The sequence below is a fragment of the Alteromonas sp. G5_S2_22_S1 genome (assembly GCF_054968525.1).
This window is the reverse complement of record NZ_JBQKUJ010000005.1, coordinates 49,910-63,206: the sequence shown is the minus strand read 5'-3', so window position 1 is coordinate 63,206 and position 13,297 is coordinate 49,910. Positions and strand designations below refer to the sequence as shown.

Sequence of the window (13,297 nt, the reverse complement as noted above, 5' to 3'; positions counted from 1 at the left end):
ATTCTCGAAATCAGGGAAAAAGTGTGCTAAGTCTCACCTGAACTGGTGTTCAAGTGATGCCAGAATAGTGTCCAATTCCCCTAGCCTGGAACAGATCTAATTGGCGTTTTCTGCAATGATTAATGCGGTAGACTGGTGCGAGCAAGAATAGACGCTGTCCGACTAAAAAACGAGATGAATAGAGGCGGATATTGGACATCGAAAACCCTTGAACCGCCAGAACCAAGGGGAAACGCATATTATTGTTTACTTGACAGGGCAGCTTAATGGGTGAACCCCTTATAAAGTGATAATCAGCCTGCCGATGCTCATCGCACACAGCAGGCCAGCTGAGCTTAGGAAGGCGCTCTTGCCATATCTTTTAACTTCCCTTTTGAAAACCAGGCGAATAGCACAGGTAATACAAATAGAGTTAAAAATGTAGCGGTTACCAAGCCACCAACGATTACACTCGCTAAAGGCTTTTGGATTTCAGCACCAACGCCATTAGACAGTAACATTGGAATAAGGCCTAGCGCAGATGTAATCGCTGTCATCAATACAGGGCGCAGTCTTGATGTAGCACCATCAAATACGGCGTCAGATACCGATAACCCGTCTGCAACACGCTGATTGATGCTTTCTACCATCACGACTCCGTTTAACACCGCTACGCCGAATAGGGTAATAAAACCTACGGAGCTCGGCACAGAAAGATATTGACCTGATAACCAAAGTGAAAATACCCCCCCGATAACAGCCAATGGTACATTTACAAGTATCAACATTGCCTGACCAAATGAAGCAAAAGCAAAGTACAATAATAAAGCTATTAACCCCAAAGAAAGTGGCACAACCAATGATAGTCGCTTCTGCGCTCGTTGCTGATTCTCAAATTGCCCGCCAATATCCACTGAATAGCCAGTAGGCAGTGCTAGCTGCTCATCAATAGATTGACGAATATCTGCCACCACGCTACCCATGTCTCGACCTTGAACATTTGCCTGGATAACAACTCGCCTCTGTACGTCATCACGTCTGACTTGCGGTGGACCAGAAGCAATCGTCACTTCTGCAACATCTCCTAAACGAACCCATGCACCTGACGGAGTTTGTAAGCGCAAGTCGGCTATCGTTTGACTGTTATTTCGAAATTGTTCAGCAAGCCTGACATAAATATCATAGCGCTCATTACCATTGATGATTTGGCCAGCGCTGGCTCCACCTAAACCTTCGCTTACGAGCTCCATTACATCACCCACGGCCAACCCATAGCGCGACAGAGCGCGGCGATTCGGTGTCACAATCAGTTGAGATTCACCGGCAATTTGCTCCATAGCAACATCTCTTGCACCTTCAACTTCTTTTACTAAAGCTTCAATGGCTTGGCCTTTTTCAGCCAAGATGTCAAGATCAGGTCCAAATAATTTAATGGCAAGTTGAGCTCTTACACCCGATAACAACTCGTCCACTCTTGTCGCGATAGGTTGAGAAAAATTGAAGAGCAAACCCGGATGTTGCTCCATTTTTTCTTCCATTAACGCTTGCAGTTCATAGCGGTTACTTGCACTTGTCCATTCAGGCACTGGCTTTAACCCGATATAAATTTCGATATTGTTTACAGGCTCAGGATCGCCTCCTATTTCGGCGCGACCGATACGCGACAATGTATAGGTGACTTCTGGAAACCCCATTAATATATTCTCAAGCTTAGGGGAGACCTCTAGGGCAGTATCTAAACTAGATGAAGGCGCTAAAGTAACACGCAAGTTAATGGTGCCCTCTTCCAGTTCTGGTACAAACTCTGTGCCAAGCCGAGGAAGCACTACACCAGCAGCGACTACCATAATTGCAGCAATTCCAATCACTACTTTTTTATGCAAAATTGCCCACGATAGCCCTTTGCGATACCCCGCGTCTAAAGGTTTCAACACAACGCTTTCTCGTGGTTTCACGCCTTTTTTAAATAGATACGTCGCCAATGCCGGTACAATAATCAGTGCAACTAATACCGCCGAAAGCATGGCCAACATAATACTAATAGCCATTGGTTGAAATAATTTTGCTTCAACGCCTTCAAAGCTAAACAAAGGCATGAATACCACAAGGATTATGGCTGTTGCGAAGAAGATAGGCCGGGCTACCTCCTTGCCCGCTTCTTGTAATCGCAAAGCGATACCGTGCGTATCATGGGACGAGTCTAATGGATCATCATCTTCAACATGTTCACCCAATTGTCTCTTGTGATCATGCTCAGCATCAGTGTGAGTCAAGTGTTTAAACATGTTTTCAACCATTACCACTGAGCCATCTACTAGCATGCCGATTGCCACTGCAATGCCCCCAAGCGACATAAGGTTGGCAGAAAGTCCAAACCACGACATGACCATTAAGGCAATACCAATAGAAATAGGGATCGAAATCAGGACTAAAAACGTGGCTCGTAGATTCATCAAAAATAAAGCTAGAATAACAATAATAAATACGAACGCTAACATTAGCGCATTTACAACCGTATCCACGGCTTGAGTAATTAAGTCAGCTTGATCGTAGAATACTTCAAAACTCACGCCATCAGGCAATGCTTGGTTAATTCGCTGAATACGAGCATTGACGCCATCAATTGTGGCTTTCGTGTTAGCTCCCATGCGCTTAAGTACAATGCCTGAGACGACTTCACCTAAGTTTTGAATGTTACCGTCGGCGTCTTTTCTGGTCATGGTGGCAGCACCCTGACGAATTTCGCTACCTAACTCAACGTTCGCCACATCGGATACAGTAATCGTTGTTCCGTCTACGGTTTTTAAAGGTACCTGACGTAATTGCTCTAACCCTTCCTCGCCATGATCTAACCAGCCAGTGCCTCTTATCACAAGTTGCTCCTGCCCTCGGTTCATATACCACCCCCCCACATTGGTATTATTCCGCTCAAGTGCTTCCATCACTATATCTTGAGTCAAGCCATATCCAAGTAATTGAGATGGATTGAGGTTAACTTGGTATTGGCGTACTTCCCCACCAAAAGAGAGCACATCCGTTACGCCATCGGCAGGAAGCAGCAGCAATTTCACCACCCAATCATTTAAACTACGCAACGCCATAGCGTCTAGGCCTGAATCGGGCTCAGCCAACAATAGATACTGATACACTTGCCCCAATCCTGATGTGTTGGGTCCCATTTCTGGCGTACCGACGCCCTCGGGAATTAACTCTTTAGCCGCTTGCAGACGCTCGAATACCAATTGACGTGCAAAATAGATATCTGTGTCCTCGCTAAACACAACGGTCACACCTGAAAGACCTGTTTTGGAAATAGAGCGCACTTCCATCACATCCGGTAAGGCATACATCACCGCTTCTATTGGATAAGTAATTAACTGCTCTACTTCTTCGGCAGCTAACCCCGGTGCTTCTGTATTGACAGATACTTGCACGTTGGTGACATCTGGAAATGCATCCAAATTCAGTTTTGGAATAACAAAAACCGCGCTGACTATTAACGTTGTCAGAGCAATCACCACTAACAAACGATTAGTAACAGCCCAATCAATTAATTTATTAAACATAAAGACTCCTCCTAATTAGTGGTTGTGTGGGTCAAAACCGCCTTTAGCGATTTGTGAAGCGACAAAAAAAGCACCTTCGCTTACTACGCGAGAACCCGGCTCTACACCGGTTATTTCCCGCAAGCCACCAAGCGCTCTTCCAAGTTCAACTTCGACGGGTAAAAACTCGCCGGGATGATCTTCTACAAATACCATCCAGTCTCCATCGGGCCCTCGCATTAGCGCACTTTCTGAAACAGCCATTACCGGCATTTTTGTCAGAAAACGGAAATACACCTCGGCAAATTGACCAGGATGCAAACGATGTTCAGGGTTGCTCACTAATAGCCGAACCGTTCTCGTTCGAGTAATTGGGTCAATGGTATGTGCCTCTTGTGTAACCGTTGCATCAACTGTGAAGTCTCCCACTTTGATTTGTGCCGGAGAACCTGCACCTAACCGCAGGTTAATATTCGATGGTAGATGCGCTTCTACCCAAAGTTCACTTTCATCTGCCAACGAGATCAACGGCTCTCCCGCATCAATACGCTGACCTTGTTCAAACGAGTCACTGAGTACCGCGCCATCAATTTCAGCACGTAAGCTATATTCTCCTAATGCTATTGATTGCTGTGAGGTGAGCGTTTTCAAATCTGCATCGGATAAACCATATGAGATTAATACTGCACTAGCCGCTTCAAAATTAGCTTTTGCATCAATGTAGCGCTGCTCTCCAACAGTTTTTCGACCAAGTCCTTTTACTCTTTCCCATTCTGGATATGTTGTTCGGTAATTGGCTTGTGCTTGCGCAACGGTTTCGCTAAAAAGCGTGACAAGCACTTGGCCTTTATTTACCCTGTCTCCCAATGCCACATGACGACGCGTGACAACGGATGCCACTCTGGGTGATACTCTATAGCTGCTATAGCCGTTTGATAATATTTCACCCGGTGCATACAAAGTATAATTGACAATTTTGGGGCTTAGTGTGCTTACTTTAATGTTGGCTAATGCCATTTGATTGGAGTCTAGCGATGCAGAAGCAGATTCATCATGCTCTTCATCGTCTTTATTCTCGCTTTCACCTTTATCATGAGCATGTTCGCTTTCGTGATCATCATGTTCATCGGCCCCCTCGCCTCCGTGCTCATCATGCTTTTGACCATCTTGTAGTTCATGTTCTTCATGACCATCATCAGTATGTTCGTCATGCTTATCTTGTATGCTTTTATCAATTCTTGTTACCGTTTCATTGTGAGCATGCTTTTGATCAGACTCTTGTGCGAAACTTGGTGCAGCGCCGACATATGAGGCGATGAAAACTGCTAATACTGTTTTATTCATTTTGTTAATCCTGATGATCAATAGAGAAATCGTGTTGAACTGGGGGCAAGTCGATAAGGCGACCTGATTGCAGCATGAGATTTTTCAATGCTATGCGCGTTTGCTTTTCCAGCTCTATGCCAGACAGTAAGCTTTCTGCGCGTTGATTCAGTGCTAGCAGGTAATTAGTTGTTGATAAATCGCCACTTCGCCACTGCTTTTCTAACAAATTAGCACTACTCTCGATGCGACTCTTTACGAGCGATTGCCATTGTGAAAACTGCTGGTTGTAGCTTTGCCATGCGCCAAACGCACCTTGTAAATCGAAACGTAGTTTCTGATACTGCGCTCTAAAACGTGCTTCGGTTTCTAACGCCATTCGTTCAGCGGAACGAGTTTCTGCACTGTAATTATTACGAATGTTTAACGGTATAGAAAAGGTCAGTCCAACGACGTTTTCTCGCTCTTCCCGCCCCGCATTAATACCAAAAGTAGGATTTGCTTTTGCATTACGTCTAGTGACTTCTGCTTCTTCTTTTTGCGTGAGCCATTGCGCATAAGCTTTAGCTATTTTGGGGTGCTTTAGTAATTCTTCATCAGACGGATATGCAACTTTAGAAGGCCAAAACTCGTCCGGTATCCGCCCTCGCTCTGGCTCCCAATCAGGAAGTAACTCACGCACTATTGCTTCGGCCATTTGAAGTTGAGCCTCTGATCCCGCCACCTGAGCAAATTGTTTCGACAACGACAAAAAGGTAAGCTCTGCATCGATACTGCCTAGATCACCGGCTTCTTGGCGTATTTCGACTAATTCAAGTAACGAATTAAGTTGCTGTTGTTGTGATTTGGCAATAGACGCTGCGCGTTTTGCTGCATGCCAATTAATTAATGCGTCGATAGCATCGGCTGATTTGTTTAAAACGACTTCTTGGTATTGAGCTTGTGCAGCAGTGCGCATAAAACCGGCTTTTTGTCGCCTTGCGCCTTGCCTGTCCCAAAGGTCGATTGTCTGTTCAATACCTACGCTGTAGTCATTGTTATCGCCATTTCGCGCATAATCAGTTGACAATTCAGGGTTATAAAGTGCTTGCTCAGAAGCTTCCGCAAGCGCCCCAGTACTGAACAATTGTTCTTTAGCCGCTATAATGTTGGGATGTTTATTTATCTGCGATGATAACCAGTTTTCCCAGCTTTGATTTTGAGCGTGAGCAAAAAATGGAAGAAACAATACGCAAGCGCATAAAAGTTTAAGTCGGTTAAATATCGTTGAATCAAGAGCCTTGTATACATTGGTTGATTCTGCCTGAGTGTTTCGCGTGAAAATACATCGCGCGACGAAAAGTGACCACATGAATAATTGGTCACGCTCATTACGATGAGTGAAATTCATAATAAATCCTAAAATATGATAAAAACGGACAACGCGGATACACGTTCCGCGATGCAATCAATATACTTCCTAGGATTGGTATTTGGGTGGTCGTAATAGGCGGTTGATGGCTGCGTCTAAGACTGCATCCAAATAGTTGAAGTTGTGGCCGGACGCCACCTCATTAAGGTTATTGATGCTGTGATGACCTACCCATTGGGCATGTGAGCCGTGGCAGTGTCCGCAGTGGTGGCAATCGGCAGGATTATGGTGACCCCTTGCGTCATCTTCACTGATATCTATTTCAGGGCTTACCGAGGCGTTGCTGCTATGCTCGGCATGATCATGCTCGTGTTGCAGGTGTTCAGTGTCTATTGCATGAAAATCCAATGAATTAGCTACAGCAGAAAACGACTGAAATACGATCAGCATGATCATGATGTAGCTTGTTCGTTTAAGTTTCTTCATCTCAAGTAGTCTATCAGTTGCTTTACGCCTCGTCACGGCATTGTTCATCCGCAAACTCAAACTCGACTGTCGTATGCTCAAAATTATATTTCTTGAGTGAGTGCTGTACGTCATTTTTAAGCGTTTGAATATGCTCTGTGGACACATCTCCAACTAACACTAAGTGAACGGTCATCACATTGCGCTCACCATCGAGCGACCAAATATGAAAATGGTGTAGGTCACTGACGTGTTCATTTGACAACAAATCATCTCGGATGCGTTCAAGTTGCGCTTTATCGGGCGTGGCTTGCAAAAACAACATTAAGGTTTGTTTTAAATTACGGATCACATTGAAAAGAATAAATAAGGTAAAACCGATGGATAAAATGGGATCTAAAATCGCCCAAGGCTTGAACATCAATACAATCGATACGATAAATACGGCCACCCAACCCAGGACATCTTCGAGTAGGTGCCAATTGAGCACGCGCTCGTTGAGCGAGTTACCCTCACTGAGTTTATAAGCAGCAAAGCCATTCACTGCCATGCCAAAAATCGACAATAACAGCATTCCTTCCACTTGCGGCATCTCAGGCTCGGCCAGCCTGGGAATGGCTTCAAATAGTATCCAAACGGAACCAATAGTCAGCACAACACCATTAATTAACGCCCCCAGAAGTGAAAATCGTTTATAGCCATACGAAAATGTACGATTAGCATCTTTATCACTGAGCTTGTTTAAGCCCCATGAGGTGCCAATCGATAAACTATCGCCTAAATCATGAACAGCGTCCGCCATAATAGCGGTACTGTTCGTTAGCCAGCCACCAATAAACTCGATAATGGTGAACACCACATTTAGGAAAAACGCCCAACCAATACGCTTTGACGCATCACTCGAACGCCCATGTGAATGGTCGTGACTATGATTGTGACTGTGCATGATTTAACCTTTTAAACACATGATGTTTTGCTTCTTTACTAAAGTTCATAAAGCCCCTCCTACATATCTAATGTAGTTGCTTGGAGCGTCCTATTCATTTTCTTAACAGTATTACCGATATAGTTATAAAAAACCAATGACACCATCAACTATTACTTTTCAGCGTTTGTATTTCAAAGGTCGATACTAGGAATCGACCTTCTCCATAACTATTATTAACTAGCGTGATTAATCGTCAATTTAGTTAGATGTCTCCCATACACAATTCTGTAGAGAACTGGTAGAACAACCAAAGTAAGCAGTGTCGAGGACAAAATGCCGCCAATCACAACAGTGGCCAACGGTCTTTGCACTTCTGCACCTATGCCCGTATTCAGCGCCATGGGCACAAATCCAAGGCTTGCAACTAATGCTGTCATTAATACCGGACGCAAGCGAATAAGAGCCCCTTCAACAATGCTATTCACTAATTCTCCGGTTTCTAGCAAACGTTGCTTGATGAATGACAGCATTACCAATCCGTTTAATACGGCAATCCCAGACAGTGCGATAAACCCTACCGACGCGGATATGGATAAAGGCATATCCCTTAACCAAAGAGACATTACACCGCCTGTTAATGCCAAAGGGATACCTGTGAAGATAATTAACGCATCACGTATTGAACCAAACGCAATTACCAGCATAGTCAAAATCACAAACAACGTAACCGGTACCACAATCGTCAATCGTTGACTCGCACTTTCGAGCTGCTCAAAGGTTCCACCATAGTCGAGCCAATAACCAGCAGGTAAATTTACTTCATCATTAATTCTCGCCTGAGCTTCCTCAACAAAAGTGCCAATATCTCTGTCACGCACATTTGCTGTGACAACAATACTACGTTTGCCATTTTCCCGGCTTATTTGGCTAGGTACTTCTTTAAATGCAAGTGTGGCTAATTCGCTCATTGGTACATGCTCACCAGAGGGCGTGACTATGGGAATGGTCTCAAGCTGAGTGAGTTCATTTCGAATGTCGTCGGCATATCGCACGACAATTTTAAAGCGTCTGTCGCCCTCAAAAATCATTCCAGCGGTTTCTCCACCTGTCGCAGCATTGAGCCATAACTGCAAGTCGGCTATATCCAAACCAAAGCGTGCCAATTGATCAGGCTTTGGTGTGACGGTGAAGATTGGAATGCCTTCTACCTGCTCAAGCCTCGCGTCATCAGCCCCTTCAATCGTTGAAATAACGGTCAAAATGTCAGAAGCAGATGCAAAGAGCGTATCTAAGTCATCCCCAAATAGCCTTATCCCCAAATCTGCCCTTACGCCACTAATCAATTCGTTAAAACGCATTTGTATAGGTTGCGTAAATTCATAATTATTGCCGGGCAAAGTAAACAAGTCCTCTTCAAACGTTTTCACTAACTCAGCTTTTGTCATTGATGGATCGGGCCATTGCTCCCTAGGCTTTAAAATAACAAACGTATCAGTAATGTTTGGTGGCATAGGGTCGGTGGCGACCTCACCCGTACCCGTGCGACCGAATACCGTCTGTACTTGCTCATACTGCATAAGTTTCGCTTCAAGAGTTTTTTGCATTTCAACTGCTTGTTCTACCCCTGTCCCAGGGATGCGTATCGCCTGTACTAAGATATCACCTTCATTGAGCTGAGGAATAAACTCCGAGCCTAATTTACTGCCCATCCATAAACTGCCGACAACCAAAGCACTCGCTGCTACTACCACTAGCCATCTAAAACGCAGCGCTCCGGTTAAAACAGGACGATAGACTGCCTTTGCACCTTTAATAATTGGGCTTTCTTTTTCGCTAATTTTACCTCTCATGAAAATTGCTATCGCCGCAGGCACTACGGTAAAACAAAATACCATTGCGGCAAGCAAAGCCATTATCACGGTCGCTGCCATGGGGTGGAACATTTTACCTTCGACGCCAGTGAGCGTGAACAAGGGGATATAAACAATGGTAATGATCAATACACCAAACAAACTGGGGCGTATGACTTCATTAGTGGCTTCATAAACAACATTCAGCCTTTCTTTGAGCGGTAGAGTAGCGCCGTTTTGTTTCTGGGATTCGGATAATCGTCTGATACAGTTTTCAACAATGATAACTGCGCCATCGACAATCAAGCCAAAATCCAGTGCGCCTAAACTCATTAAGTTAGCAGACACATCGGTTTTGACCATACCCGATATCGTGGCAAGCATTGCCATGGGTATTACAGCGGCTGTAATAAGTGCAGCTCGCACATTCCCAAGCAAAACGAATAGCACAACGATGACAAGTAAAGCGCCCTCGACGAGGTTTTTTTGTACTGTGTCGATGGTTTTGTCAACGAGGCTTGTTCTATCGTAAACCGCTTCAAGGATAACGCCCTCGGGTAAGCTTGTTTTAATGGTTTCGAGCTTACTGTCCACAGCTTTGGCGACCGTACGAGAGTTTTCTCCCACTAACATCATTGTCGTGCCAATCACTGTTTCTTGGCCATTTAACGTGCCGGCTCCAGAGCGCAGCTCTTTACCGAGGTTGATTTGAGCGATGTCTTGAATTTTTACCGGTACGCCATCAATGATCTTAACAACCACTTGGCCGATATCGTCGATGCCCTTCAGTTGGGCTTCCGATCTGATCAGTACTTGTTGCCCATTTTTTTCTACAAAACCAGCGCCTTGATTCGCATTGTTGCGTTCTAGCGCACTGAGAAGGTCACCTGTACTTATCCCAAAGTTTATCATTGCGACTGGATTAGGATTCACATGATATTGCTTTTCAAATCCGCCTACCGCATAAACCTCGGTCACCCCCTCAACAAGCGACAATTGGGGCTTAACTACCCAATCATGGATCTCCCTTAATGCCATAGCATCATAGGGTTGACCGTTGTCCTGTCGCGCCTGAGGCTCAGCACTTAACGAGTACATGTAAATTTCACCCAAGCCTGTGGCGATAGGGCCCATTTCAGGGGTTAACCCTGATGGCAATTGCGCCGCGATGGCGGTGAGACGCTCGTTGACGAGATTTCGTGCGAAATATAAATCGGTGCCCTCTTTAAACACGACTGTGACTTGCGACAAGCCATAGCGTGATATCGAGCGGGTATACGATAAATTAGGCAAACCGGCCAGCGAGGTTTCAACTATAAACGTTATGCGTTGCTCAGTCTCCAAAGGCGAGTAACCTGGGGTTGCGGTATTTATCTGCACTTGCACGTTGGTGATATCAGGCACAGCATCAATCGGCAGTTGTTTGTAACTGTACATACCAAAAAAGGCGACAAACAAGGCGAACAACATCATGACACCACGGCGCTCAATCGACAGACGGAGTATTCGTGCAATCATGCTCTCACCTCACCGTTTTTATGGACTTGGCTTTGCTTTTGACAATAAATGCGCAGGTAATTAGTCATCATCGCCCGCCTCCATTTTTAATAAATCAGCTTTTAGTAGATAGCTATTTTCTACAACGACTTGCTGGCCTATTTGAACGCCCTTCACAATCTCTACTAAACGGTTGTCCGTGTTCCCAAGTTTTACTTGGCGGGGGTAAAATCGTTCCCCTTCTTTGACAAAAACAATGGTTTGCCCATCTAACTCTTGTATTGAACTTTTGGGGAGTGCCAGATTGACTTCTTGGAAACCAATCTGAATATAACCCTCTACCATAGCGCCTAAAGGCCAATAACCACTGCCATTATCAACGTTTACAAACGCGATAGAATAGGGTTTGTCATCCGGTGAGGACGTAATGTGGCTTATACTTGATTGTTGCTTCAATTCCTCAAGCCTTAAAGTGACTTCCATATCAGCGGCAATATGAGTACGTTGTTTGGGGAAAATAGCCAATTGAGCAATTGCGCGAGAGTAATTAGCAACAGAAAGCAGCACTTGACCGTTGGTGAGCTCACCATCATTGGCGTGTCTAGCTATGATTTTTCCAGACATCGGTGAGGTGATTGAGTATTGATTTAAACTCTCGTTTGACTCAATGATTGCCAGTGTGTCACCTTTTTCTACTTTATCTCCAATATTCACCATGATACGTTTTACAACACCGTCGAAGCGGGCACGAATATGACTCAGTGACGCAGGATCATGAACTATCCGCCCAAATGTTCTGGTTGTGAGCGATAATGATCCTGACGCGGCTGAAGCAGTCACGATATCGTGTTCAAGCATCCGTTCTTGAGATAACACTACGTACTCGGGTCTTTCTTCGGCTTCCTCATCGTCATCATCAGCCAGGGCGACAGTAGCAAACAGTAAAGTAAGTAGCATGGCTAACACGCCAAGCAAGTCACGTGCGCTAGTGAGTAATGTAAATTGTGATGTATTCATTATTTTTTCTCTAGTAATTCTGATGATTGAGCAGACGTCGAGGGAGAGTCAGAAAACACGGGAATTCCCGTAAGTGCCTCTAGATCTGCGCTTCGAAGGTGAACTAAGCCTGCGGCTTTTATCATAGTTCGTTGCATATCTATGAGTTGCTGTTGCGTTGTCACCCACTCTATATAGTTGTAGCGACCACTTTCATAGCCATCCCGCGCCAATTTCAATGCAGATTCCAATGTGGGAACGACATTGTCTTGAAGGGTCGTAACAGTGAGCAAGGCTTGGTCTTTTGCGCTAATGACTTGATTTAATTGGCGAGTGAGTTCACGAATTTTCGCTTGTTTTTGATAGTCGATACTGTCAAGCAATGCGCGCTGTTGTTCGTATTCTCCTAGATTCCGCTGCTTGGTATTTAACGGCACCGAAATACTGGCGACTAACGCTGTGTCATTAATTCCCTGCATTCTTCGGATACCGGCTTCCCACGCAATATCAAACAGCTGGCTAGTCTGAACCACTCTTAGTCGGGCCTCTTGAACCCGATAATTATCAGCATAAAGCAAAACGTGTGGATTGCTTTGAAGCTGTGAAAGCATATGTTCAAGTGATAGTGAATTTGGAAACGATAACAGTGTCCCTTCAACTTCCGCAAACGCAGCGTTAGTGTCACCCCACATGATGGCCAGGTCGCGTTTATACTCATTGAGTTTTTGTTCACTTATCAATAACGACAAACGCGCCTGCGACAACGCTGACTCTGCACGTTTTTTCTCAAGTGGTGAAGAAGCCCCCGCTTCAACCCGTGTAGAGACTGTCTGAAGCATTGTGCGAGCCAGCATTTCAGCTCGTTGCTCAGTCTTGTGCAACGCTTGTTGGACAATGACATTGATATATCGTCGAGTTGTTTCACCCAAGATGTCCAGCGTACGAATGCGCCGTTGTGTAAGCAGTTGTGCTTTTTTTGAACTCACCACATTCATTCGGCCGCTGACTTTATCGCCAAGCTCGATGACCGACGATAAGGTCAGTGTCAATTCGGCATCTTTGATACCAGACACTTCGCCTGTTCCCAACACATTTTCAACTTCAACCCCAACAGACATTTCAGGTCGTAAGCTGGCCATTTTTGATTCACCATCCAAAGCCGAAGATTTAAATTCGAACACAACTAAATCTGGGTTGTTTGATAATGTGCGTTTGAGCGCATTTTCAAGCGTGATTGAAGACTTTTGCGCATTGGCAGATTGAACAGATATGCTCATGGTTACCAGTGCAGCAGATATCAATTTCAGATACGCTGAGCTAGCTTTTTTTATGCCCAATGGGCGTGAAGAACGCATAAAAGAAC

At 44.8% G+C, this 13,297-nt stretch carries 8 protein-coding genes; all 8 read right to left on the bottom strand.

Annotation, left to right across the window (positions count from 1 at the left end; translation table 11 throughout):
• Positions 1-335: 335 nt before the first annotated feature.
• The 8 genes from ACTRWF_RS07450 to ACTRWF_RS07415 all read right to left on the bottom strand — a co-directional run bounded on the left by ACTRWF_RS07450 (position 336) and on the right by ACTRWF_RS07415 (position 13,289).
• A complete protein-coding gene (locus ACTRWF_RS07450; RefSeq protein WP_020744071.1) occupies positions 336-3,545 on the bottom strand; it encodes an efflux RND transporter permease subunit in 3,210 nt (1,069 codons plus the stop codon).
• Positions 3,546-3,560: 15 nt separating this feature from the next.
• Positions 3,561-4,868 carry an efflux RND transporter periplasmic adaptor subunit gene (locus tag ACTRWF_RS07445; RefSeq protein ID WP_020744072.1) on the bottom strand — a complete coding sequence of 436 codons (1,308 nt, stop codon included), beginning with the start codon at positions 4,866-4,868 and terminating at the stop codon, positions 3,561-3,563.
• A gap of 4 nt (positions 4,869-4,872) precedes the next feature.
• Entirely contained in the window at positions 4,873-6,237 is a 1,365-nt protein-coding gene (locus tag ACTRWF_RS07440) for a TolC family protein (protein WP_012518521.1), read from the bottom strand.
• A gap of 69 nt (positions 6,238-6,306) precedes the next feature.
• Positions 6,307-6,684 carry a hypothetical protein gene (locus tag ACTRWF_RS07435; protein WP_012518520.1) on the bottom strand — a complete coding sequence of 126 codons (378 nt, stop codon included), beginning with the start codon at positions 6,682-6,684 and terminating at the stop codon, positions 6,307-6,309.
• A gap of 22 nt (positions 6,685-6,706) precedes the next feature.
• Entirely contained in the window at positions 6,707-7,609 is a 903-nt protein-coding gene (locus ACTRWF_RS07430; RefSeq protein WP_023559718.1) for a cation diffusion facilitator family transporter, read from the bottom strand.
• Between the two features lie 215 nt (positions 7,610-7,824).
• Positions 7,825-10,959: a CusA/CzcA family heavy metal efflux RND transporter gene (locus ACTRWF_RS07425; RefSeq protein WP_462835310.1), complete on the bottom strand. Its 3,135-nt coding sequence runs from the start codon at positions 10,957-10,959 to the stop codon at positions 7,825-7,827.
• Positions 10,960-11,019: 60 nt separating this feature from the next.
• The gene (locus tag ACTRWF_RS07420) at positions 11,020-11,955 is read right to left on the bottom strand and encodes an efflux RND transporter periplasmic adaptor subunit (RefSeq protein WP_438499077.1); all 936 of its coding nucleotides are present in this window, start codon (positions 11,953-11,955) and stop codon (positions 11,020-11,022) included.
• A complete protein-coding gene (locus tag ACTRWF_RS07415) occupies positions 11,955-13,289 on the bottom strand; it encodes a TolC family protein (RefSeq protein ID WP_196899359.1) in 1,335 nt (444 codons plus the stop codon). The genes ACTRWF_RS07420 and ACTRWF_RS07415 overlap by 1 nt, the downstream gene beginning before the upstream one ends.
• Positions 13,290-13,297 lie beyond the last annotated feature (8 nt).

What these genes read in the sequence shown, in the direction of transcription:
- ACTRWF_RS07450 (WP_020744071.1), bottom strand. Translation starts at nt 3,545, where the DNA reads ATGTTTAATAAATTAATTGATTGGGCTGTTACTAATCGTTTGTTAGTG.
- ACTRWF_RS07445 (WP_020744072.1), bottom strand. Translation starts at nt 4,868, where the DNA reads ATGAATAAAACAGTATTAGCAGTTTTCATCGCCTCATATGTCGGCGCT.
- ACTRWF_RS07440 (WP_012518521.1), bottom strand. Translation starts at nt 6,237, where the DNA reads ATGAATTTCACTCATCGTAATGAGCGTGACCAATTATTCATGTGGTCA.
- ACTRWF_RS07435 (WP_012518520.1), bottom strand. Translation starts at nt 6,684, where the DNA reads ATGAAGAAACTTAAACGAACAAGCTACATCATGATCATGCTGATCGTA.
- ACTRWF_RS07430 (WP_023559718.1), bottom strand. Translation starts at nt 7,609, where the DNA reads ATGCACAGTCACAATCATAGTCACGACCATTCACATGGGCGTTCGAGT.
- ACTRWF_RS07425 (WP_462835310.1), bottom strand. Translation starts at nt 10,959, where the DNA reads ATGATTGCACGAATACTCCGTCTGTCGATTGAGCGCCGTGGTGTCATG.
- ACTRWF_RS07420 (WP_438499077.1), bottom strand. Translation starts at nt 11,955, where the DNA reads ATGAATACATCACAATTTACATTACTCACTAGCGCACGTGACTTGCTT.
- ACTRWF_RS07415 (WP_196899359.1), bottom strand. Translation starts at nt 13,289, where the DNA reads ATGCGTTCTTCACGCCCATTGGGCATAAAAAAAGCTAGCTCAGCGTAT.